Here is a 23,242-nt window from a genome sequence, read left to right on the forward strand (position 1 = left end):
CAACCGTCCCGCCCACACTCCGTAATGGATTCGCGAATCGGTGTTCGTTGCACCGGATGTCGCCCACACCTGCTCCAGCGACGCGACCGACGTCGATGCCTGTGCTGTCAGGTGCCCGGCCGCGTCGACGTCGCTCGACAGCACTGCGTAGAGCAGTGGCGCGTTCCGGAAGCCGAGTGCCCCGTATCCGTGTGTTCCGGTCTCCTCACCGGGAACGCCGACCATATCGGCCAGATAGGGTGCCACGGCTTTTGCGAGCCCTTGCGTCACAGCGGGATTCAGCTCACCGATCGACTTTCCGTCGGAGCCGGGAACGTCGAGCAGTTCCCCATGATGTTCGGACAGCAATTGCGAAAGGCCGAAAGCGGTTTCGCCTGCGCGCGTGGCATGTTCGATCGCCGCGGGGTCGTCACCGGTCGCCGTTGCATCGTCCGCAATCCACTCGAACATCCTCGCCACCGCGGGCTCGCCGGAATCCGACCAATCATGTTGCAGGAGAGGAAGTATCCGATCTTCGCGGCTGTCCGGATCGACCACCATCTCGTGCACGCTCTCCTGGTCACGTCCACCGGCGGCGACCAGATGCTCGAGGAGGCCGTCGAACGTCGTCGATCCGGCGTCCCGCAGTTCGATGGCGCTTCGGACTGCGCGAACCGGTCGAGCAGACCCGAGTCCGGAACGGCGGTGAGAAACACCGGGGGATTGCCCACCAGGACGCCGGTCGTGGCCGGCTTGTCGAAGAATTCCGCCACCCCTGCCGGCATACCTCCGGAGCCGGTCTCGGGTCCGGAGGCGAGCGCCAAACCGTTCGCCAGGAGCCGCTGCCCTTCCGCGGACCCTTCCATGCTCACCTGCTCGGACAGTTTCACGAATCCGTCGACCCCGAGCGTGCCGTACAACTCCCGCACATAGTCGAGCGTTGCCTGGGACATCACGATGTGTTCCCCACGCGCCAGGGCTTCGAGCTGTTCGGCGGTGGGTTGGATTCCGCGCAGGTCACGCAGCAGATTGTCGATGTCGGCGGCGGTCAAGTGCGCGCCGCCGGTGATCTTCACCGCGAGTTCGCGGGCTTCGAGGCCGGACGTTCCGAGCTGTTCGGGGACGAGTGCGCGCAGGGCATCGAGGGCGTTCCGGACCGCTCGGGCAGCGTCGGCGTCGGCGTCGGTCAGGGCGGTCACCGCTTGGCCGACCCGCCAGCGCCAGTAGTCGACCTCCTGAGGATCCTCGACGGACCCTGCCGCGACCTGCCAGTCGTCGCCGACGGAGGCGCCGGCAGCGTGGGCTGCGGCGACGGTGTCGAGCAGGTGGGTTCTCGCCGCGCCGATGCTTCCCAGTGCGGACCGGTACGCCCCGCCGACGGTCTCCACACCTTCGGCGCACCGGAGCATCCGGCGGCTTTCGAACTCGGCGCGTTCCTCCGCGGCTACCTGCGCATCGCTGACCCAGTAGTCGTGGTCGCGCATCAGCGACACATCGCGATGGACCGAGCGGGCGATGGCGGCGAGCCGCCGCTGCGCTCCGTCGATCGCGTCCGCGGTTCCGCCCAGGTGCTGTGGTTGCCACCTCGCCACGGACGTCTGCGTCGGCGTCACGCGACCTCCCCGGCATTGCGGATGAGGGACGCGAACTCGTCCTCGGCGATCACGTAGCCCTGCGCACCGCCCCCGGCGATGTAGGCCATCTGGTCGATCGGCCCGGCGAGCACGTCGAAGGCCCCCGCCAGCACAGCGACCGCCTCCGCCGAGACCGCGGCGAGCTGCGACCCCTCCAGCGAATGCGGCAGCTGCTCGAGGTCGTACCACGGGCCGGTCCGGTGGGAGTTTCCCGCGCGCCGGACCTCGTCCGCGTGGTTCATGAAGGTGGTGGCGAGCGTGGCGAGCATCTCCGGATCGACCTTCACCGCCACCGCCCGCCCCGGCCTGGAGCACAGCCCGGAGAACGCACGCACGCCGAACAGAACAAGATCACCATCGCCCCCCTGTGGTGTCGGGTTCACCCCCGATCGCAGGGTCCCCCGACCCCGACGCAGAGGGCAGCTTACACACGGGTGTGTGACGGTCACCATGCCGGGAACGAAGACCCGCAGGAGGCGCGGTGTGGCTGACCGAACACGTCGCCGTGGAGGCCTACACTCATCGGTGCCCACTGACTTCCGGGAGTGACACGCGTGGCTGACTCGTTCGTTCATCTGCACAACCACACCGAGTACTCGATGCTCGACGGTGCCGCGAAGGTCGGGCCCCTGTTCAAGGAGGCCGAACGGCTCGGGATGACGGCGGTCGGCATGACCGACCACGGAAACATGTACGGCGCGAGCGAGTTCTACAACGCCGCGAAGAAGTTCGGGATCAAGCCGATCATCGGCATCGAGGCGTACATCGCCCCGGAGTCCCGGTTCAACACCAAGCGTGTGCTGTGGGGCGATCCCAGCCAGAAATCCGACGACGTGTCCGGCTCGGGTTCCTACACCCACATGACGATGGTCGCGGAGAACGCGACGGGCCTGCGGAACCTGTTCAAGCTGTCCTCCCTCGCCTCCATCGAGGGTCAGCTCGGCAAGTGGGCCCGCATGGACGAGGAACTCATCGCCGCGCACGCCGAGGGCATCATCGCCACGACGGGCTGCCCGTCCGGTGAGATCCAGACGCGGCTGCGTCTCGGTCACGACCGCGAGGCGCTCGAGGCCGCCGCGAAGTGGCAGGAGATCTGGGGCAAGGACAACTTCTTCCTGGAACTGATGGACCACGGCCTGTCCATCGAGCGGCGCGTCCGCGAGGGCCTGCTCGAGATCGGCCGCAAGCTGGGTATTCCTCCGCTCGCGACGAACGACTGCCACTATGTCACGAAGGATGCCGCCGAGAACCACGAGGCGCTGCTGTGCATCCAGACCGGCAAGACGCTCTCGGATCCGACCCGCTTCAAGTTCGATGGTGACGGCTACTACCTCAAGTCCGCCGAGGAGATGCGTGCCATCTGGGACTCGGAGGTTCCCGGCGCATGCGACAACTCGGTGCTCATCGGCGAACGCGTGCAGTCCTACGACGACGTGTGGAAGCACCGCGATCGCATGCCGATCTTCCCGGTGCCCGAGGGACACACCCAGGAGAGCTTCCTGCGCCACGAGGTGATGCGCGGCCTGGAGCGTAGGTTCCCGGGCGGCCCGCCGGAGGAGTACCTCGCCCGCGCCGACTACGAGATCGGCGTCATCAACGAGATGGGATTCCCCGCCTACTTCCTCGTGGTCGGCGACCTCATCAACCATGCCCGTGAGGTCGGCATCCGGGTCGGCCCGGGCCGTGGTTCGGCCGCCGGTTCTCTTGTCGCCTACGCAATGGGCATCACGAACATCGACCCGATCCCGCACGGTCTGCTGTTCGAGCGGTTCCTCAACCCCGAACGTGTCTCCATGCCCGATATCGATATCGACTTCGACGATCGTCGCCGCGGCGAGATGGTGCGCTACGCGTCGGAGAAGTGGGGCAACGACAAGGTCGCCCAGGTCATCACGTTCGGCACCATCAAGACCAAGGCCGCCATCAAGGACTCGGCGCGCGTGCAGTTCGGTCAGCCCGGCTTCGCGATCGCCGACCAGATCACCAAGGCGCTGCCGCCGCCGATCATGGCGAAGGACATCCCGGTCTCCGGCATCACCGACCCCAATCACGAGCGGTACAAGGAGGCCGCCGAGGTTCGCGCGCTGATCGACTCGAACCCGGACGTGAAGAAGATCTACGAGACCGCGCTCGGCCTCGAGGGACTGATCCGCAACGCCGGCGTGCACGCCTGCGCGGTCATCATGTCGTCCGAGCCGCTGATGGATGCGATCCCGGTGTGGAAACGCGCCCAGGACGGCGCGATCATCACCGGCTGGGACTACCCGTCGTGCGAGGCCATCGGCCTGCTGAAGATGGACTTCCTGGGCCTGCGCAACCTCACGGTGATCGGCGACGCGATCGAGCTGATCAAGGAGAACCGCGGGATCGACATCGACCTCGACACCCTCCCGCTCGAGGACGAACCGACCTACGAACTGCTTGCGCGCGGCGACACGCTAGGCGTGTTCCAGCTCGACGGCAGTGCCATGCGTGACCTGCTGCGACGCATGCAGCCGACCGGCTTCGACGACATCGTCGCCGTCCTCGCGCTGTACCGGCCGGGTCCGATGGGCATGAACGCCCACAACGACTACGCGGACCGCAAGAACAATCGGCAAGAGGTCAAGCCGATCCATCCGGAACTCGAGGAACCGCTGCGCGACATCCTGAAGGACACGTTCGGTCTGATCGTGTACCAGGAGCAGATCATGCAGATCGCGCAGAAGGTCGCCGGGTACAGCCTCGGCCAGGCCGACCTGCTGCGTCGCGCGATGGGTAAGAAGAAGAAGGAGATCCTCGACGAGGCCTACGACGGCTTCGCCGAAGGCATGCGGAACAACGGCTTCTCGCAGCCGGCGATCACTGCGCTGTGGGACACCGTTCTGCCCTTCGCCGGCTACGCGTTCAACAAGTCGCACGCCGCCGGCTACGGTCTCGTGTCCTTCTGGACCGCCTACCTCAAGGCCAACTACCCGGCCGAGTACATGGCCGCGCTGCTCACCTCGGTCGGTGACGACAAGGACAAGGCCGCGCTGTACCTGGCGGACTGCCGCAAGATGGGCATCACCGTGCTGCCGCCGGACGTGAACGCCTCGCGCGTCGACTTCGCCGCGGTCGGCGAGGACATCCGATTCGGTATGGGCGCGGTGCGCAACGTCGGTGCGAACGTCGTCGCGTCGATCATCAAGGCCCGTGAGGAGAAGGGTGCGTTCACCGACTTCTCCGACTATCTCGGCAAGATCGACACGCTGGCCTGCTCGAAGAAGGTCACCGAATCGCTCATCAAGGCCGGCGCGTTCGACTCGCTCGGTCATCCCCGCAAGGGCTTGATGCTCGTCCACGCCGACGCGATCGACGCGGTGATGAGCACCAAGAAAGCCGAGGCCATCGGCCAGTTCGACCTGTTCGGCGGCGCCGACGCCGACGAGTCGGTGACGTCGGTGTTCAACGTGAAGATCCCCGACGAGGAGTGGGACACCAAGCACCGGCTCGCGCTCGAGCGGGAGATGCTCGGCCTGTACGTCTCGGGACACCCCCTCAACGGCATCGAGCACGTGCTCGCCGCGCAGGCGGACACCCAGATCCCGGCAATCCTCGAAGGCGACATCAAGGACGGCACCCAGGTCACCGTCGGCGGCATTCTCGCCTCGGTGAACCGGCGCATCAACAAGAACGGTCTGGCCTGGGCGTCCGCGCAGATCGAGGACCTGTCCGGTGGCATCGAGGTGCTGTTCTTCCCGCAGTCCTACTCGGTGTACGGGATGGACGTCGTCGAGGACTCCGTGGTCCTGGTCAAGGCACGCGTGTCGATCCGCGACGACCGGATCTCTCTCATCGCCAACGACCTTGCGGTACCGGATCTTTCGCAGATCGGTGTCGCCAAGCCGCTGTCGGTGTCGATGCCGACGCGGCTGTGCACACCGGACAAGGTGGGGGCGCTCAAGAACGTCCTGACCCGCCATCCGGGCACCTCGGACGTCCACGTGCGGCTGATCTCCGGTACCAAGGTCACCTTGCTCAAGGTCGACGACAGCCTGCGGGTGGAACCGTCGTCGGCGTTGATGGGCGATCTCAAGGCGCTCCTCGGCCCGGGCTGCCTGGCTACTTAACCCGCCCGCGCGGTAGCGCCCGGAAACTCGAGTAGGGCGCTACTCGCGCGCTCCGGCGACCGCCGGACCAGCATCGAATGCGTATCACTCGGGCATTCATGCGAGGCGAAGATCATGAACAGGATCGGCGGTCGGGCGGTTGTTCTCGGGGGCAGTATGGGCGGGCTGTTGGCCGCCCGCGCGCTGGCCGAGTTCTACGACACGGTGACCGTGGTCGAGCGGGACGTGCTTCCCACCGGGCCGGAGAACCGGCGCGGGGTGCCGCAGGGGCGGCATGTCCACGCGCTGCTCGCGTCCGGAGCGGAGGCGATGGACGAACTCCTGCCCGGGCTGCTCGACGATCTGGCCTCCGAGGGTGTTCCGCAGATCGCGTACGGTGACATGGCTGGTGTCCACCTCGCCTTCGGCGGGCACACGTTCGGGAAGAGGGATCGTGTGCGGGACGGGTTCGCGACGTACCTGCCGAGCAGGTGCTTCCTGGAGAGCCGGGTGCGCAGTCGGATCCGCGAGTTGCCGAATGTCACGATCCTCGACGGCCACGGTGCCGGAGAGCTCACCACCACGGCCGATCGCCGTCGGGTCACCGGTGTACAGGTGGGCGGTGGTGGGAGCGCCCGGACACTCCGCGCGGATCTCGTGGTCGACGCCCGGGGACGCGGGGCCCGCACCCCGGCGATTCTCGAGGGCCTCGGCTACGGCCGCCCCGAGGAAGAGCACCTCGTGGTCGACGTGACGTACTGCAGTCGGTTGTTGCGCATTCCGCCCGGCATGCTGCGGGAGAAGATGGTCATCGTCGGACCGCAACCGGGGCGCCCGACCGGGATGGCATTGTTCGCCTGCGAGAACGATACGTGGATGTTCACGGAAACCGGGATGGTGGACACGGAACCGCCGACCGACCTCGCCGACACGATCGAGTTCGTCGAGTCGTTCACTCCGGCGCATGTGGTCGCTGCGCTTCGTTCGGCCGAACCGCTCGGTGCCGTCGCGAGACATCGCTACCCGTCGAGCCAATGGCGGCACTACGAACGCATGAGCCGGTTCCCGGCCGGGCTGCTCGTCTTCGGTGACGCGGTCTGCAGCTTCAATCCGATCTACGGGCAGGGCATGACCGTTGCGGCTCTCGAAGCCCTCGAGCTGCGAAAGTGCTTGCACCGCAGTGATTCCGACATTGCCGGCCGGTTCTTCCGGGCGGCCGCCCGGCCCGTCGGGGCGGCATGGAAGTTCGCGATCGGTGCCGACCTGTCGCTGCCGGAGGTCGAGGGACCGCGACCGTGGGGTGTCAGGATCGGCAACGCCTACGTCGATCGGGTCCTCACCGCCGCCGAGACCGACACTGCGGTCGCGATGCGCTTCCTCCGAGTCAGCAGCCTGTACGACCCGCCGCGGAACCTGGGGCACCCGGCCGTGCTGGCCCGCGTCTGCGCGGCCAATCTCCGGCGTCGCCGGCCGTCCACCTCGTCCGTGGATCGAGCGGGCACGTCCACCGTGACCGCGCACTGAGTGCGAGCCGACGGGACGGTATCGCCTTTCCCGACGTGCGGTGCCCGCAACGGACCTACCGTGGATTCATGGACTGGTCGAAGGCTCTCGGAATCCCGGCTGCGGCGCTGGCCGCGGTGGCGTCGTACGACCTGCTCCAGCGTCGGCACGCGCTGCTGAGGAACTTCCCGGTCCTCGGTCACGGGCGGTATCTGCTCGAGGCGATCGGTCCCGAACTGCGTCAGTACATCGTCACCCGCAACGACGAGGAGCGGCCGTTCACGCGCGACCAGCGGCACTGGGTGTATGCGGCGTCGAAGCGGCAGAACGACACGTTCGGCTTCGGCACGGACAACGACGTCGAGTTCACCGACGGGTACACGATCATCAAGCACCGCACGTTCTCCCGGATCCCGCCGTCCGGAGCGCCGCACAGCGGTGAGGGACTGGCGATTCCGTCGGCGAAGATCCTCGGCGGGCCGCGTGGGCGGGCGAAGGCGTTCCGGCCGGAATCGTTCGTCAACGTCTCGGGAATGAGTTTCGGATCGTTGTCGGGTGCGGCGGTGGTGGCTCTGAACAAGGGGGCGGCTGCCGCCGGCTGCCTGCACAACACGGGGGAGGGCGGACTGTCGCGGTACCACCGCAACGGTGCCGACCTGATCTTCCAGATCGGCACGGCCTACTTCGGCTGCCGCGACAGCGAGGGCCGTTTCGATCTCGACCGGCTCGTCGCGCTCACCGAATCGGCACCGGTGAAGGCGATCGAGATCAAGCTGAGCCAGGGCGCCAAACCGGGTCTCGGTGGTCTGCTGCCCGGCGCCAAGGTCACCGAGGAGATCGCCGAGATCCGCGGCGTTCCGGTGGGTCGAGACGTGGTGAGCCCGTCCCGGCACACGGCGTTCCACGACGTCGACAGCATGCTCGATTTCGTGGAGAAGGTTGCCTCGGCCACAGGTCTTCCCGTCGGGATCAAATCGGCGGTCGGCGATCCGACGTTCTGGCAGTTGCTCGTCGACGCGATGCGCGACGGTGACCGTGGCGTCGACTTCGTCACCGTCGACGGTGGCGAGGGCGGTACCGGGGCCGCGCCGCTCGTGTTCACCGATTCGGTGTCGCTGCCGTTCCGCAGCGGATTCGCCCGGGTCTACCGGCTGTTCGCCCTGGCAGGGCTGGCAGAGCGTGTGACCTTCATCGGATCGGGCAAGCTCGGTGTTCCCGACAATGCCGTTGCCGCAATGGCACTCGGTTGCGACATGGTGAACGTTGCTCGCGAGCCCATGTTCGCGGTGGGCTGCATCCAGGCGCAGAAGTGCCACACCGACCGGTGCCCAGCCGGTGTGGCGACCCAGAATGCTTGGCTGTCAAGAGGTTTGGATGTTCCGTCGAAGGCCGATCGGGTCGAGCAGTATCTACGGGCGCTGCGCCGGGAGGTGTTCAAGGTTGCGGAGGCGTGCGGCGTGGCGCATCCGAGCCTGATCACCACCGAGGACGTCGAGGTCGCCGACGGAAACCGGCATTCGGTGACCTTCTCCGAGTTGTACGACTACCGGGAGGGCTGGGGCCTGCCCGGTATCGCCGACCGCGACGAGATCACCCGCATCATGGCGGCGACCGCCGCGCAGCGCCCGGGTGACACCGGATCGCACGGCGCGAAGACGAAGCCCTAGAAGACGAACTCTAGCTGCGGCGGTAGTACGCCAGGCGACCCCACCAGGTCGCGGTGGCTGCGGCCGCCGCCGAGAGTACGGCGGTCTGTCCGGATCCGGTGATGAGGAACAGCGTGAGCAGCACCAGGAAGCCGACGACGAGGGCTTCGAGCTTGTACAGCGGCCACTCGGTGCCGGCGAGGTCGACTCCGGCCACGCTCCGGGCCCGAGGGGCCGGACTGTCGAGAGTGGTCATCACGAGGCTCCTACGGTGCTGAAAAGTCTGTCATCAGGGTAGTCGCAGTCGAGAATTCGGGTCAACGAACTTTTTGCCCCGGGTGTGTCGGATCACAGATACGTGTTGACTGTCGGTATGCCTCTCATCGGAGAATACGAACCCAGCCCGGCGAAATGGGCCGCCGACCAGGTCGAGAAGTACGAATCCTCGGACGGTGCCGAGGGGAACACCATGCAGGGCCGGCCGGTGGTCATCCTCACCACCCGGGGCGCCAAGAGCGGCAAGTTGCGCAAGACGCCGCTGATGCGCGTCGAACACGAAGGCATCTACGCAGTCGTCGCCTCGCTGGGCGGTGCACCGAAGAACCCGACCTGGTACTACAACGTCGTCGCGAATCCGCACGTGGAGCTGCGGGACGGTGCCGAGGTGAAGGACATGACCGCACGCGAGGTCCACGGCGACGAGAAGGCCGTGTGGTGGAAACGCGCGGTCGAGGCGTTCCCCGCCTACGCCGAGTACCAGAAGAAGACGGACCGGCAGATACCCGTGTTCGTGCTCGAACCGAGATAGGGGACCGACGGCCGCACACCACGGCGCGCCATTAGTCGAAGTCGACGACGGTCAGCACGAGCGGCAGGGCGTCACGACGCGGCCCGGGGTTCGGCTCGTCGAGCAGTTCGCCGCTCGCGGCGTCCAGCGTTCCCACGACGCTGAACTCGTCGAGCACGAACGGGACGTTGTCGGACGAGAAGATGAGCGGCGTGCGGCTCAACTGGAAGTGCAGGTGGGCCGCCGACGAGTTGCCCGAATTGCCGAGCCGGGCGATCTCGTCCCCGGCGGACACACGGTCTCCGACCTCCACCCTGGGAGAACCGGGAGCCAGATGGTAGTAGACGGCGAACAGGTCTGGGGCCAGTTCGAGGGCGACCATGTTGCCGCCGAGGTCGGCAAGCGTGAAGCCCGGACCGAGGGGCAGCTTGCCGGGCGGCGTGTCGGGAACGGATGCGTGGACGGCCACGACGGTGGCGTCGGCGACCGCGAGCACCGGGGCGCCGTAGGCGAGGTAGTTCTCGTTCTGTGCCGGATCCCCGTCGACCTCGACGCCCGGCTCGTAGCCGTGCTCACGGGTCGCCGCGACGTCGATCCGGCTCACGTCGATCGCGAACCGCTCGGCCCCGTTGATCCGGCCGCCCACCGGGAGCAGGACGTTGCGATGCGCGTTGAGGGTGCAGCATCCGTTCTCGACGATCCACCCCTGCCCGCGGAGCGGTGCGCCGACGACGACCGGCTCCTCGGTCGAGATCGTCACCGTTCCGCCCGTCTGCGTCACCTCGTCGGGCCAGAGAACCGCGACGCCGCCGTCGCCCGATTCCGGGGAGCCGAACGAGGCGGTGATCCGATGCGTGACGGTCGCGGGAACGGCATCCCGGCTGGGATAGGTGTCGTCGAGCACCAGCAGGGCGGTCTTACCCGCCGGGATCCGGATCGCCGGGTCGCCGTCCGCGACGGGTTCCGCACCGCCGTAGTCGGCGAGGATCATCGTCCGGGCGGCGACCTCGTCCTCCGTCAGCGAGGCCACGACCTCGCCGTCGGGGGTGAGCGTCTCGACCGACGTGATGACGGCGGGCCGCGGGGCGAAGTTCAGCACCGTCAGCTCGTAGGCCACGTGGAAGAGTTCGTCCGAGCCCGGAACGGGGATCGGGTCGGGTGCCACCACGCCGATGACGAGCGGGGAGATCTCGTCGGTTCCGACTGCCTCGTCGGACGACGATCCTGCCGGACCGCTCTCGGGCGTCGACGTCGGCGATGCCTCGCCGCCCGGGAGCAACGTGCAGGCCGCGACGACCCCCGCACTCGCCACGAAGACCATTGCCGATCGGACTCGCCCGATCCATACCGGCCCAGGCATGTCGTCAGTAGACCGTGTGCGCTGCGAATCCGCAAGCGATTGTCAGCGCAGATCGTCGCGGTCACGTGACCTGCTTTGGATGATCGGCGAGGCGGGTGGCAGCATTGACGGGTGACCACCTACCCGCACACCGCTGAACCGACTCGGACGCCCGTTGTGAACGTGGCCGACATCGACGCGGCGGCGGAGCGAATTTCCCCGGCGGTGGCACCGACTCCCCTCGAACATTGCCCGCGCCTGTCCGCGCTGACCGGCGCGAACGTCTACCTCAAGCGTGAGGACCTCACCCGGGTGCGGTCCTTCAAGCTGCGCGGCGCCTACAACGTGATGGCCCAGCTCAGCGACGCAGAACGGGCTGCCGGCGTCGTGACGGCCAGTGCCGGTAACCACGCGCAGGGCGTGGCGTACGCGTGCCGGTCGATGGGAATCAAGGGGCGCATCTATGTGCCCGCGCGTACCCCCAAGCAGAAGTGCGACCGGATCCGCGTCCACGGTGGCGAGTTCGTCGAGCTCATCCCGATCGGCGACACGTTCGATGCCGCGGCCGCAGCGGCCCGCGGCGATGTCGAGCGCACCGGTGCGACGATGGTCGCCCCGTTCGACGATGCGCGCACCGCCGCCGGGCAGGGCACGATCGCCCGCGAGATCCTCGCGCAGTTGCCGGCGGCACCGGATCTGGTCGTCGTGCCCGTCGGTGGCGGGGGGCTGTTGGCCGGTATCGCGGCCTACCTGCACGAGAAGTCGCCGACCACCTCGATCGTCGGCGTCGAACCGGCCGGTGCCGCGTCCATGACCGCCGCGCTCGTTGCGGGCGGTCCGGTGACGCTGCCGGAGGTCGAGCCGTTCGTCGACGGCGCCGCGGTCCAGCGGATCGGAAACGTGCCCTACGAGGTGGTGTCGCAGCTCGGCGCCGAGGTGGTGTCGCACTCGAGTCTGCCGTTGGTCGCGACGATCCGTCAGGACACGCTCGGCACTGCGGCGTTCGGGATGACCCAGGTCGACGAGGGCGCGATCTGCACCGCGATGCTCGAGCTGTATCAGAACGAGGGCGTCATCGCGGAACCGGCCGGTGCGCTGTCCGTCGCGGCGCTCGACCACATCGCCGCGGAGCCGGGATCGACGATCGTGTGCCTGATCTCGGGCGGCAACAACGACGTCTCCCGGTACGGCGAGATCATCGAGCGGTCGCTGGTGCACCGGGGACTCAAGCACTACTTCCTGGTGGATTTCCCGCAGGAACCGGGCGCGTTGCGGCGGTTCCTCGACGAGGTGCTCGGCCCGGACGACGACATCACGCTGTTCGAGTACGTCAAGCGCAACAACCGTGAGACGGGCGCGGCGCTGGTCGGCATCGAACTCGGCGCCGCCGACGGTCTGGCACCGCTGCTGGCACGCATGGATGCGTCCCGGCTCGAAGTGCAACGCCTCGAGCCTGGATCACCGGCCTACCGGTACCTGACCTAGGCGCCGGGCACCGGGACGCCGGGCACCGGGGGAGGGACGGTGTTCAGTCTCACCAGGGGCTGCACACCAGCCACGGTCCGAACCAGAAGCAGTCCCCGCGCCAGGGGTTGTCCCAGCGGTTGTTCCATCCGCGGTCCCAATCCCGGCCGCGATCGTGGTCCCTCCTGTTCCAATCGCCCTTCCCGTTCCAGTCGTTGTCGTGCCGGTCGGGATGCGGGTTGTCGTTGACGGGCTGCACGGCGCTCACCCCGGGTGAAGGGTCGAACGCCGGGGTCGCGGCGGCGATGCTGGCCGGTGCGACGAGAAGTGTGGTGGTGAGGAACGTACCCGCGAGAATTTTCTTGAGATTCATGACGATCACCTCGGCAGTGTGCCTGTAATCGACGGTACTCCTCGATGAGAAACTTTCAATTCTCTTGGCTACCTGCGGTTTCAGGGTCGCTGCGAGCGTGCTCCGGGTCTTCGGAATCGTCGCGGCGGAGCAGCCGAGCGACCACTCGGCGATGGAGATCGGGGTCGGTGCGCGGCAGGCCGAGCAACGCTCCGAGGTAGATGCCGTCGCCGACGAGTCGCACGATTTCGGCGTCGACGGGGTCGTCGAAGTCTGCCTGGAGTCCGTCGTCCCAGGACCGCATCACCTCGACGACGGCGCGCTGCACCTCGTCGTGCTGCCCGTCGGCGCTGCGCATCGCGGCGACCATGGAGCGGAACAGCGAGATCTCCGCGGCCTCACCCAGGTCGTCCGGATAGGACAGGTACCACTCGGCGACCCGGGTGCCTCCCGCGACGGCCTCGGCGAGTCGCTCGTCGCTGCGGGCGCCGAGCCGGCGCACCATGGCGGCGAGCATCGCTTCCTTGGTCGGGAAGTGGTAGAGCAGGCCACCTTTCGAGACACCGGCGGCCGCGGCCACCGCTTCGAGAGTGACCTGGGCGACGCCGACGTCGAGCAGTGTGCGTTCGAGTGCGTCGAGGATCCGGTCGCGGGTGTCGGAGGCCATGGTGTGAGCCTAGTCAATCCGCTGTACCGGCCGGACGGTTCGTTGCTACTCTGAAAATCACTGTACCGGCTGGACGGTTAAGTAAATTCTCGAAGTCTCGGAAAGAAGTCATGCGCGAACACCCCGGCACCGCGACCATCCCTGTCCCCGTGAGGGCCGCCGCCCGCACCTGGCTGGGCCTCGCCGTGCTCGCGTGCGCCGTGTTGCTCATCGCGATCGACGCGACCGTGCTCGATCTCGCCCTGCCGTTCATCAGCGCCGATCTCGCCCCCACCGGGGTGCAGCTGCTGTGGATCATCGACGTGTACTCGTTCGCCGTCGCGGGCCTGCTCGTGACGATGGGCGTGCTCGGCGACCGCATCGGGCGCCGCCGACTGCTGCTCGTCGGCGCGACCGGCTTCGCCGCCGCTTCCGTGCTCGCCGCCTGGGCAGTCGGCCCCGAGATGCTCATCGCGGCACGCGTGCTGCAGGGCATCGCGGGAGCCACCCTGATGCCCGCGACCCTCGGCCTGATCCGGCACATGTTCGCCGACGCGCGCCAGCGCACGCTGGCGATCGGTGTGTGGAGCGCGATGGCCGCCGGAGGTGCCGCGGCCGGGCCGATCGTCGGCGGATGGCTGCTCGAGCACTTCTGGTGGGGCTCGGTGTTTCTCGTCAATCTGCCGATCATGGCGATCCTGGTGATCGCCGCGCCGCGCCTGATCCCCGAGTCCCGCGATCCGGCACCGGGCCGATTCGATCTCGTCGGGGCGATCGCGTCGCTGGCAGCGGTGTTACCGCTCGTCTACGCGATCAAGGAGTCCGCGCTGCACGGCCTGCAACCGGAATACCTCGTCGCCGGCGGTGTCGGCGTGCTCGCGGCCCTGTTCTTCGTCCACCGGCAGCGCACCACGTCGTCGCCGTTGCTGGACCTGTCGCTGTTTGCCGAGCGCACCTTCTCGACCGCCGTGGCCGCCAACCTGCTGTCGGTGTTCGCGCTCGCCGGGGTGCTGTTCTTCGGCTCGCAGTATCTGCAGCTGGTGCTGGACGTGAGCCCGCTGACCGCCGGACTGCTCATGCTCCCGGGTACCGCGGCCAGTGCGCTCGGCTCGCTCGCCGCCGGACCGCTGACCCGTCGCCTCCCGATCGGTGGGGTGCTGGCGGGTTCGCTCGCGGCTGCCGCAGCCGGTGCCGGGGCACTGCTGGCGCTCGGTGCCGACGGCGGTGCCGGGGTGTTCGTCGCCGGTTTCACCGTCGTCGGTGCGGGTGTCGGCGTCGCGCTGACGCTCACCACCGATCTCGTGGTGGCCGCAGCGCCACCGGACCGGGCGGGCGCGGCGTCCGCCGTGTCCGAAACCGCGTACGAACTGGGGATGGCGCTGGGCGTGGCGGTGCTCGGCAGCGTCGTCAGCGCGACCTATCAGGGCCGGCTCGCGGAACTGTTCGCGTCGACCGCGGGGCTCGACACGCTCGGCAATCTCGTGGAGACGGCACGGCACCTGCCGGAGTCCGCGGCCGGAGCGCTCCTCGTGGAGGGCCGTGAGGCGTTCGTCGCCGGAATGCACGGTGCCTCGGCCGCCACCGCCGTCATCCTCGCGGTGACCGCCCTGTTCGCGTGGAGGATGCTGCGGCGACGCTGAGAAGATGTCACCGTTCGTGGTGGTCGATTTCGCCCTCGAACACCGCGAACGAGTGGCCCGGGATCAGGGCAGCCGATCGGGTCCGGTTGACCACCGGTTCGTCCCACCACATCAGCGGAACACCGCCGACCGGAACGGTGACCGGATCGGCTCCGAGATTGCAGGCGACGCGAATCGTCCCGCGGTGCACGACGATCCAGCGTTCCTCCTCGTCGTAGTCGACCTGGAGGTTCTCGAGCCACGGATCCGTCAGCTCGGCGCGGGCCCGGCGCAACGCGAGCAGGTCCCGGTAGCACGCCAGCAGTCGCGCGTGCTCGGGCTCGGTGCGTTCGGCGCGATTCAGGACCGAACTCCGGAACGTCTCCGGATCCTGCGGGTCGGGCACGTCCTCGACGCCCCAGCCGTGTTCGGCGAATTCGCGCCTGCGGCCCTCGACGACCGCGGCGGCGAGTTCCGGTTCCGGATGCGAGGTGAAGTACCGGAACGGGGTGCCGGCACCCCACTCCTCGCCCATGAACAGCATCGGCGTGTAGGGGGAGGCCAGCACGAGCGCGGCCTTGACGGCGAGCTGTCCGTGATCGAGATACCTGCCCGGCCGGTCGCCGCGTGCGCGGTTGCCGACCTGATCGTGCGTGCACGTGTAGGCCAGCAGTGAACTGGCGGGGGTGCGGCGCACGTCGAGCGGGCGCCCGTGGATGCGACCGCGGAAACTCGAATACGTCCCGGCATGGAAGAAGCCGTGCTGCAGGGTGCGGGCGAGGCAGTCGAGCGAGCCGAAATCTCCGTAGTACCCTTGCCTTTCGCCGGACACCGCCGCGTGCACTGCGTGGTGGATGTCGTCGTCCCACTGCGCGTGCAGGCCGTAACCACCCGCCGAGCGCGGAGTGATCAGGCGCGGATCGTTGAGGTCGCTCTCGGCGATCAACGTCAGCGGGCGACCCAGATGTACGGACAGCCTGAAGGTTTCGGTCGACAGATCCTCGAGCACGTGGGTGGCGGTGTGGTCCACGAGCGCGTGGACCGCGTCGAGCCGCAGTGCGTCTATGTGGAAGTCGCGGAACCAGCGCAGGGCGTTGTCGATGATGTAGCGGCGCACCTCGGCGGATCCGGGGCCGTCGAGGTTCACCGTCTCACCCCAGGTTCCCGCGCCGCCGGTCAGATAGGGACCGAAACGGCCCAGATAGTTTCCGGACGGGCCCAGATGGTTGTACACCACGTCGAGTACGACTCCGAGTCCGCGCGCGTGCGCGGCGTCGACGAAGCGCTGCAGCGCGTCCGGCCCGCCGTACGGCTCGTGCACCGCGTACCAGAGCACCCCGTCGTAACCCCAGCCGTGGGTGCCGTTGAACGCGTTGACCGGCATGAGTTCGACGAAGCCGACCCCGAGCTCGACCAGTTCGTCGAGATGCTCGATCGCGGCGTCCAGCGTGCCGGCCTCGGTGAACGTGCCGATGTGCAGTTCGTAGACGACGCTGCCCGGGAGTTGCCGACCGGTCCACGACGAGTCCGTCCAGACCGCTGGATCGAGCCGGTGCAGCTGCGACAGGCCGTGCACCCCGTCGGGCTGGCGGGGCGAACGCGGATCCGGCAGCGCCGTCTCGTCCTCGTCCACGACGAAGCCGTAGCGGGCGCCGGGGGAGGCATCGACCTCGGCGCGCCACCAGCCGTGCTGGTCGCGTTGCATCGGATGGACGGTGCCGTCGAGGTGCAGACGGACGGACTCGGGGACGGGGGCCCAGACCTCGAAGGTGTGCACGGGTCCAGCATGCACGGTCTGCGAGATGCGCGCAGCTTCACCCGATTCGGATGCCCCCGATTCGGATGCATTCGGGATGCATCCGATGGGCTAGGGTTGCTCGCGATGTCCGAGAACACCGGGAAGAGGACGTACAGGTCCCCGCTTCGGGAAGAAGCCGCTCGTCGCACCCGCGCCGCCGTCCGTGCCGCGGGTGCGCGGCTCTTCGTCCGCGACGGCTACGTCAGCACCACGGTCAAGCAGATCGCCGACGAGGCCGGGGTCGCGGTCCGGACGGTGTTCACGGCGTTCCCCGGCGGCAAGTCGGAACTGTTCCGTGAAGCACTCGACGACGCGGTCGCCGGGACCGGTGACCCCGCCGTCCCGGCGCGACGGGAGGTCGCGCACGGGGGTTCCGACGCCGACCTGATCCTCGAGCACGTGGTCGGATTCGGCACCGACATGCTCGAACGGGCCGGCGGCCTGCTCATGACGTCGATCGAGTCCTCGGGCGCCGACGAGGACATGCGGCGCTTCGCGGACGAGGACGCCCGCGCGACCGCCGAGAACGCCCGCACCATCGCCGAGGGCCTGCGCGCGAGCGGCCTGCTCCGGGACGGGGTGAGCGTCGAGCACGCCGCGGACGTGCTCTTCACGCTCAGCTCGCCCCAGGTGCACGCGCTGCTGCGCCGAACGTGCGGCTGGGACGTCGAGCAGTACCGGATGTGGTTGACGGAGACCCTGCGCGCGACGCTGCTGCGCTGAGTTGCCGCTGCGCCGAGTTCGGGCGCCGGATCAGGGAAGGGCGTCGAGATACAACCAGCGGCCGTCCTCGCGCACGAATCGGCTGTGCTCGTGCAGTGTGTCCTCGACGCAGTTGTACGTGTAGTGGGCGCGGAACTCGACGGTGCCCTCGGTGTGCAGGAAACCACCGCCGGTCGTGCGCAGCACTTCGAGTCCCGTCCACCGCTGATCCGGATCCAGCTCGAGCCGGGTCGGACGGGCGCTCGGATGCCACGTGCGCTCGAGATACTCGGCGTTCCCGACCGCGAACGCCGTGTACCGGGACCGCATCAGCCGCTCGGCGGTCGGTGCGTCCGCGCCGTCGAGCAACGGGCCACAGCACTCCCCGAACGGCACTCCGCGACCACACGGGCACGGGGAATCAGCGGCAGGGACTCGGGTACGTCGACGGTTCACGACACCCATTATCGCGGCCCTTGCCGAGTCAATCGGTGACGGGCACGATGGATTCCGTCTCCGGGAGGTCGCAGTGAGCGTCGGTATCGAGTCACGACTGAGCTACATCGACAAGCAGGGCCGGCAACATCGTTTCGAACTGTCGCCCGTGACACCGCGTGTCACGATCGGCCGGTCACCGGACTCGGATGTGCCGTTCACCGGCGACGAGGAGGTGTCGCGGCTGCATGCGGTCGTCGAATGGCTCGGGACGCACTGGACGATCGTCGACGACGGATTGTCGCGCAACGGAACGTTCGTCAACGGTGAGCGCATCACCGGGCGACGGCGACTGCGGGAAGGCGACAGCATCCGTATCGGCTCTATCCGGTTGACATTCCAGGAGATCGGGGTCGGGCCGGACGAGGCGACCCGGGTCGCCTCGGAATTGCCGACGGTCCGCTCCGTCACCGAAACCCAGCGCAATGTGCTGGTCGCCCTGTGCCGCCCGTACAAGCACGGCGCCGCGTTCGCCACCCCCGCCTCGAATCAGGCGATCGCCGCGGAGCTCTACCTGAGCGTCGACGCCGTCAAGACCCACCTGCGCGCGTTGTTCACCAAATTCGGTGTCGAGGATCTGCCGCAGAACCTCAAGCGGGTGCGGCTCGCCGAGCTGGCCCTGCACAGCGGCGTCATCACCGAGCGGGATCTCTGAGACGACTCCCGGCCGGCCTGCTCAGGCGACCCTCCGCAGCAGGCCCGCCAGCGCCTGCGCGACCTCGTCGGCCCGCTCGCCGATCACCGAGTGCCCGGCCCCGTCGACACGCACCAGCTCCGCGAGCGGCAGCCGCGATGCCAGCCCGGACGACAACTCGAACGGGGTCCACTCGTCGGCGGAACCGCACAGCACCAGTGCCGGTACCGCCGCGAGCACCGTCAGGGCCGCCGACTCGTCGAGGGCCGCGAACGACCGCAGGAACCCGGCCATCGTCACCACCGACGTATCGCTGTGCAGGACCTTCAGCAACGCAGCCCAGCGACCCTCCGATCCCGGACGGTCCGCCGGCGGCACCAGCAACGCGCCGACGCGTCCCCCGAACCGGATCGTTCGCTGCATGATGCGCGGCGCCCGCGTCACCGCCCGGTGGAACAGCTCGACCGCCGGGCTGTGCAGGTACCGCCCGAGACCGGACCGGTGCAGATCGCCCGCTGCCGTCGCGATCAGGCCGATCCCTGCCACCCGGCGGCCGATCTCGTGCGGATGCTGCCGCGCGTACGACAGGATCGCCATGCCGCCCATCGAATGCCCGACCAGCACGACCGGGCCGGACGCCACCGCGTTCAGCACCGCCCCGAGATCCCGGCCCAGCTGCTCGACGGTGTACGTCTCGGCGGGAGCGCCACCGGAGCGGCCGTGCCCGCGGTGGTCGAAGAACACCATCCGCACCGACGAGCCCGTCAGCCGCAGAAGCGAATCCCGCAGCGGCGACCAGCTTTCCGTGTGATTGCAGTGACCGTGTACGAACAGGACCGTCAGCGGCGCGGTGGCGGCTCCGACCTCCCGGACGGCCAGCGGCACCCCGTCGTCCGCTAGTACCGTGACGCGCCGGACGAGCCGGGCACTGCGAATGGTGGTCATGGCGATCAGGGTGCGCCCGGCACCGCGGTGACCACGACCGATCCCGGCGGTGGAAGTCCGCAACCCCGGAGTGGACTCCACAACACCTTGGGTTGGTGGACAATCGAAAAATGCACGAGCAGCGGTATGTCGGCGTCGTCGGACCCGGCGACGCCACCCCGGAGCAGCGCCGCGTCGCCCGTCGCGTCGGCGGATTGCTGGCCGGGCGGCGCGCAGTGGTCGTGACCGGCGGATTGGGCGGGGTGATGGCGGCGGCGTCCCGCGGCGCGATCGAGGCCGGCGGCACCACGATCGGTCTGTTGCCCGGTGACGAACGGCTCGACGGCAACCCCTACCTGACGGTGTCGATACCCACCGGGATGGGGGAGATGCGCAACGCCCTGCTCGTGCGCAGCAGCGACGCGTTGATCGCGGTCGGAGGAAGCTGGGGCACCATGAGCGAGATCGCGCTGGCGGTCCGGACCGGTGTTCCCGTCGTGTCGATCGGGGGCTGGCAGATGCCCGGCCCCGGCGTGCTGGCCGTCGCCGACCCCGAAGAGGCCGTCGAATGCCTGCACGCCCTGCTCTGGCGCAAGGATCCGCTCGAAGGACGGCAGTAGGAGCTACCGGAAAGGGAGGTCGCCGAGGTGGTGGCGGACCACCTCTGGGGTGGGTATCGCGGAGGACGCGGGCGGGAGAGTGTGGACATCACGCCTTTCCGCCGTCAGCCAGGAGGACCCCGTGCCGGACCGTACACAGTCGCTGCTCGTCGAAGATGTCACCAAGAGCTTCGGCCCGGTCGAGGCATTGCGCGGAGTGAGCTTCGCCGCGGCCCCCGGTGAGGTGCTCGGGGTCCTCGGACCGAACGGGGCCGGCAAGACCACCGTGGTGAACATCCTCGCGACACTCCTGCGCCCGGATTCCGGGCGAGCCGTCGTCGCCGGGCACGATGTGGTCACCGACGCGGCCGGAGTCCGGCGATCGATCATGCTCACCGGCCAGTACGCCGCGCTCGACGACTCGCTCACCGGATTCGAGAACCTCGTGCTGTTCGCGCGGCTCCTCGGCATACGACGCCGCGCCGCCCGCGCCCGCGCCCGGGAACTGCTCGCGGAATTCGACCTGGATGACGCCGCGGACCGCCCCGTCGGCCGGTACTCCGGCGGCATGCGCCGCCGCATCGACATCGCCTGCGGCCTCGTCGTCCCACCCCAGGTGGTGTTTCTCGACGAACCCACCACCGGGCTCGACCCGCGCAGCCGGCAACGCGTGTGGGACCTGGTCGCCGGATTCAAGGCGCAGGGCATCACGACGCTGCTGACCACGCAATACCTCGAGGAAGCGGATCTGCTCGCCGACCGCATCGTCGTCGTGGATCGGGGTGTCGTCGTCGCCGACGACACCGCCGTCCGACTCAAGGACCGCGTCGGCGGCAGTTTCTGCGAGGTGGTGCCGCTGCGCCCCGGCGACGTCACCGCGATTGCAGACGTTGTCCGCACCCTCACCTACGGAGCGGTCGAGATCGGAGCCGACCGGGTCGCGGTGCCCGCACCCGACGGGGCCGGCACCCTCGCCCGGGTCGCCGCTGCGGTCGCGGCGCGGGGCATCGAGATCGCGGACATCGCGCTGCGCCGCCCGTCGCTCGACGAGGTGTTCCTCACTCTCACCGGAAGCGAAACGGCACCGCTGGAGGTCGCGGCATGACCAGCCTCGCTTCCGAAAGCACACCGATCCGCCAGTGGTGGGTGCTCACGGCCCGTGGGCTGGGATCGGCGCTGCGCGGCGGATCGATGCTGACCGCGCTGATCGCGCCGATCGTGTTCACCCTCGGCTTCTACGTCCCGCTGCACGCGGTGATCACGCGGTTCTCCGGCGGCACCGTCGAATACGGGCGGTTCCTCATGCCGCTGATCGCCCTGCAGGCGGTGTCGTTCACGGCGATCACCGCCGCGTTCGTCGCGGCCACCGACGCCGTGCGCGGCGTCGACCGGCGGTTCGCGGCGATGCCGATACCCGCGGTCGTCCCGGTCACCGCACGGGTCTCGGCGAGCACCGTGCGCTGCGTGCTCGCGGTCGCCGTTGCCGTGGTGTGCGGCCACGTGATCGGTTTCCGTTTCGATGCCGGACCCACCGCCGCGGTGGCGTTCTGCACGGCTGCACTGGCGATCGGGGTGATCCTCACACTCGCCGCCGACGTTTTGGGCACACTCTCACGCAGCCCGGAGGCCACCACTCGCGCGCTGGCCGTTCCGCAACTCGTCCTGGGCATGTTCTCGTGCGGATTCCTTCCCCTCGAACAGTTTCCGCAGTGGGCCCAGCCGATCGTGCGCAATCAGCCGGTCTCCCAGTTCACGATCACGCTGCGCGCACTGGCCGACGGCAATTTCGACGCCCACCTGCTGGTTCCGACGCTGCTGTGGCTGTGCGCCCTGCTCGGGATCGTCGGATGGATGGCGGTGCGCGTCACCGGGAGGCGAGCATGACCACGACGACCGGCACCCCCACGACTCAGGGGATTCCTGTGACGACAATCGTTCCCGCGGCGGAGAACTCGATCCGGATGCTGCTGCCGCACACCTGGTTGCAGTCGCGCCGACTGCTCACCCGCTGGCGCCGGGACCCCATGACCGTGGTCCAGACCCTCGCCTATCCGGTCGCGATGCTGGTGATGCTCGACGTCGTGCTGGGCCGGCAGGTCACGGCCTTCGCCGGTCACGACGCGCTGTACGGCACGGTACCCATGGTCGCGGTGATGAGCGCGTTGCTCGGTTCGCTCGCCGGAACGATCAACCTCCGTCGTGAATGCGAGGCGGGCCTGCCGGGACGGCTGTGGACACTGCCGGTCCACCGGGCGTCGGCGTTGTTGTCGCGCTCGGTTGCGGAGGCGGTGCGGATCGCCGCGACCACCACGGTGATCCTGGCCGTCGGGACAGCACTCGGATTCCGGTTCCACGCCGGGGCTCTCGCCGCGCTCGGATTCGTGGCTGTACCGGTGATCTTCGGCGTCGGCTTCGCGGTCCTCGTCACCACCATCGGTCTGACCTGGTCGAATACCGGTGTGGTCGAGGCTGTTTCGCTCCTGTGCACGCTGTTGCTGTTCTTCAACCCGGGTTTCGTTCCGGCGACCGCCTATCCCGGCTGGATCCGACCGTTGGTGGAGAACCAGCCGATGACCGCGGCGGTCGAGACCATGCAGGCGTTCTCGCTCGGTGGTCCCGTCGCCGAACCGCTGGTCCGGATACTCGCGTGGTCGGCCGTCCTGATCGGCGGATGCGCGATCCCGCTCGCACGCCGGTACCGCCGCGCCCTGTGCTGACCACCGGTCGGACCGAAACCCGTACCCATCACCAGAAGGAGAAAACGACGTGACTGCGATCATCGGACCCACCCTCGCCGAACTCGAGGTCGACCGGCTCTACGACGAGATGGACCGGCTCGACGCCGGCATTGTCGCCGCCGTGCAGCAGCGCACGGAACTGGCCCGGCGCATCGCGGAGGCGCGTGTCGTCGCAGGGTCGCCGAGGGTGACCCACGCGGACGACATCGACGTGATCCGCCGGTACACCAGCGAACTCGGGGGATCCGGGACGGCGATGGCGATGAGTCTGCTCCGGCTGCGCTGACGCCTGCGTAGCCCGGCGGGGGAGTGC

The 23,242-nt window shown here is 68.5% G+C and carries 22 protein-coding genes; 13 read left to right on the forward strand and 9 right to left on the reverse strand.

The genetic code is table 11. The annotated features are described in order from the left end of the window. Positions 1–278: 278 nt before the first annotated feature. Both M1M07_RS06905 and M1M07_RS06910 read right to left on the reverse strand, forming a co-directional pair. Positions 279–1,592 (reverse strand): hypothetical protein, encoded by a 1,314-nt coding sequence (locus tag M1M07_RS06905; RefSeq protein ID WP_248673648.1) that lies wholly within the window; start codon positions 1,590–1,592, stop codon positions 279–281. Next, complete coding sequence (locus tag M1M07_RS06910; protein WP_248673649.1) at positions 1,589–1,948, reverse strand: hypothetical protein; 360 nt, start codon at positions 1,946–1,948, stop codon at positions 1,589–1,591. The genes M1M07_RS06905 and M1M07_RS06910 overlap by 4 nt, the downstream gene beginning before the upstream one ends. Positions 1,949–2,167: 219 nt before the next feature. Between M1M07_RS06910 and dnaE the strand changes: the two genes are divergently transcribed. The 3 genes from dnaE (at position 2,168) to M1M07_RS06925 (ending at position 8,853) form a co-directional block, all read left to right on the forward strand. Further along, positions 2,168–5,704 (forward strand): DNA polymerase III subunit alpha, encoded by a 3,537-nt coding sequence (gene dnaE / locus M1M07_RS06915; protein ID WP_248673650.1) that lies wholly within the window; start codon positions 2,168–2,170, stop codon positions 5,702–5,704. A 114-nt stretch (positions 5,705–5,818) separates the two neighbouring features. Next, positions 5,819–7,207 carry an NAD(P)/FAD-dependent oxidoreductase gene (locus tag M1M07_RS06920; protein ID WP_248673651.1) on the forward strand — a complete coding sequence of 463 codons (1,389 nt, stop codon included), beginning with the start codon at positions 5,819–5,821 and terminating at the stop codon, positions 7,205–7,207. 68 nt (positions 7,208–7,275) lie between these two features. Next, on the forward strand, positions 7,276–8,853 hold the full coding sequence (locus M1M07_RS06925; RefSeq protein WP_248673652.1) for an FMN-binding glutamate synthase family protein: 1,578 nt from the start codon (positions 7,276–7,278) through the stop codon (positions 8,851–8,853). A 10-nt stretch (positions 8,854–8,863) separates the two neighbouring features. Here M1M07_RS06925 and M1M07_RS06930 read toward each other — a convergent pair whose 3' ends face one another. After that, a complete protein-coding gene (locus tag M1M07_RS06930; RefSeq protein WP_248673653.1) occupies positions 8,864–9,088 on the reverse strand; it encodes a hypothetical protein in 225 nt (74 codons plus the stop codon). A gap of 117 nt (positions 9,089–9,205) precedes the next feature. On the opposite strand from M1M07_RS06930, the gene M1M07_RS06935 reads away from it, so the two are divergent. Continuing rightward, the gene (locus M1M07_RS06935) at positions 9,206–9,640 is read left to right on the forward strand and encodes a nitroreductase family deazaflavin-dependent oxidoreductase (RefSeq protein ID WP_248673654.1); all 435 of its coding nucleotides are present in this window, start codon (positions 9,206–9,208) and stop codon (positions 9,638–9,640) included. A gap of 31 nt (positions 9,641–9,671) precedes the next feature. On the opposite strand, the gene M1M07_RS06940 is transcribed toward M1M07_RS06935, so the two are convergent. After that, complete coding sequence (locus M1M07_RS06940) at positions 9,672–10,931, reverse strand: M23 family metallopeptidase (RefSeq protein ID WP_248673655.1); 1,260 nt, start codon at positions 10,929–10,931, stop codon at positions 9,672–9,674. 159 nt (positions 10,932–11,090) lie between these two features. On the opposite strand from M1M07_RS06940, the gene ilvA reads away from it, so the two are divergent. Further along, positions 11,091–12,443, forward strand: coding sequence for a threonine ammonia-lyase IlvA (gene ilvA, locus M1M07_RS06945; RefSeq protein ID WP_197254205.1), 1,353 nt, complete (start codon positions 11,091–11,093; stop codon positions 12,441–12,443). 49 nt (positions 12,444–12,492) lie between these two features. On the opposite strand, the gene M1M07_RS06950 is transcribed toward ilvA, so the two are convergent. After that, a complete protein-coding gene (locus tag M1M07_RS06950) occupies positions 12,493–12,795 on the reverse strand; it encodes a hypothetical protein (RefSeq protein ID WP_248673656.1) in 303 nt (100 codons plus the stop codon). Between the two features lie 55 nt (positions 12,796–12,850). Then, positions 12,851–13,441, reverse strand: coding sequence for a TetR/AcrR family transcriptional regulator (locus M1M07_RS06955; protein ID WP_248673657.1), 591 nt, complete (start codon positions 13,439–13,441; stop codon positions 12,851–12,853). 110 nt (positions 13,442–13,551) lie between these two features. On the opposite strand from M1M07_RS06955, the gene M1M07_RS06960 reads away from it, so the two are divergent. After that, the gene (locus M1M07_RS06960) at positions 13,552–15,060 is read left to right on the forward strand and encodes an MFS transporter (protein WP_248673658.1); all 1,509 of its coding nucleotides are present in this window, start codon (positions 13,552–13,554) and stop codon (positions 15,058–15,060) included. Positions 15,061–15,067: 7 nt separating this feature from the next. Here M1M07_RS06960 and treZ read toward each other — a convergent pair whose 3' ends face one another. Next, entirely contained in the window at positions 15,068–16,816 is a 1,749-nt protein-coding gene (gene treZ / locus M1M07_RS06965) for a malto-oligosyltrehalose trehalohydrolase (RefSeq protein ID WP_197254213.1), read from the reverse strand. A gap of 105 nt (positions 16,817–16,921) precedes the next feature. On the opposite strand from treZ, the gene M1M07_RS06970 reads away from it, so the two are divergent. Then, the gene (locus M1M07_RS06970; protein ID WP_197254215.1) at positions 16,922–17,560 is read left to right on the forward strand and encodes a TetR/AcrR family transcriptional regulator; all 639 of its coding nucleotides are present in this window, start codon (positions 16,922–16,924) and stop codon (positions 17,558–17,560) included. A 30-nt stretch (positions 17,561–17,590) separates the two neighbouring features. Here the strand turns inward: M1M07_RS06970 and M1M07_RS06975 are convergent, their stop codons facing one another. Beyond that, the gene (locus tag M1M07_RS06975; RefSeq protein ID WP_248673659.1) at positions 17,591–18,004 is read right to left on the reverse strand and encodes a YchJ family protein; all 414 of its coding nucleotides are present in this window, start codon (positions 18,002–18,004) and stop codon (positions 17,591–17,593) included. Positions 18,005–18,068: 64 nt separating this feature from the next. Here M1M07_RS06975 and M1M07_RS06980 point away from each other — a divergent pair, with 64 nt between their 5' ends. Beyond that, on the forward strand, positions 18,069–18,689 hold the full coding sequence (locus M1M07_RS06980; RefSeq protein ID WP_197254225.1) for an FHA domain-containing protein: 621 nt from the start codon (positions 18,069–18,071) through the stop codon (positions 18,687–18,689). Between the two features lie 21 nt (positions 18,690–18,710). On the opposite strand, the gene M1M07_RS06985 is transcribed toward M1M07_RS06980, so the two are convergent. Next, the gene (locus M1M07_RS06985; RefSeq protein ID WP_248673660.1) at positions 18,711–19,613 is read right to left on the reverse strand and encodes an alpha/beta fold hydrolase; all 903 of its coding nucleotides are present in this window, start codon (positions 19,611–19,613) and stop codon (positions 18,711–18,713) included. 110 nt (positions 19,614–19,723) lie between these two features. On the opposite strand from M1M07_RS06985, the gene M1M07_RS06990 reads away from it, so the two are divergent. From M1M07_RS06990 to M1M07_RS07010, 5 genes are all read left to right on the forward strand, one after another. After that, positions 19,724–20,212 carry a TIGR00725 family protein gene (locus tag M1M07_RS06990; RefSeq protein WP_248673661.1) on the forward strand — a complete coding sequence of 163 codons (489 nt, stop codon included), beginning with the start codon at positions 19,724–19,726 and terminating at the stop codon, positions 20,210–20,212. A gap of 121 nt (positions 20,213–20,333) precedes the next feature. Further along, positions 20,334–21,296 carry an ATP-binding cassette domain-containing protein gene (locus M1M07_RS06995; protein WP_248673662.1) on the forward strand — a complete coding sequence of 321 codons (963 nt, stop codon included), beginning with the start codon at positions 20,334–20,336 and terminating at the stop codon, positions 21,294–21,296. Beyond that, entirely contained in the window at positions 21,293–22,075 is a 783-nt protein-coding gene (locus tag M1M07_RS07000; protein WP_197253197.1) for an ABC transporter permease, read from the forward strand. The genes M1M07_RS06995 and M1M07_RS07000 overlap by 4 nt, the downstream gene beginning before the upstream one ends. After that, complete coding sequence (locus tag M1M07_RS07005) at positions 22,072–22,908, forward strand: ABC transporter permease (RefSeq protein ID WP_231610936.1); 837 nt, start codon at positions 22,072–22,074, stop codon at positions 22,906–22,908. The genes M1M07_RS07000 and M1M07_RS07005 overlap by 4 nt, the downstream gene beginning before the upstream one ends. A gap of 49 nt (positions 22,909–22,957) precedes the next feature. Then, entirely contained in the window at positions 22,958–23,215 is a 258-nt protein-coding gene (locus M1M07_RS07010) for a chorismate mutase (protein ID WP_248673663.1), read from the forward strand. Positions 23,216–23,242: the final 27 nt, after the last annotated feature.

This window comes from Rhodococcus sp. HM1, from assembly GCF_023218075.1.
In the GTDB taxonomy this organism is placed as follows: domain Bacteria; phylum Actinomycetota; class Actinomycetes; order Mycobacteriales; family Mycobacteriaceae; genus Rhodococcus.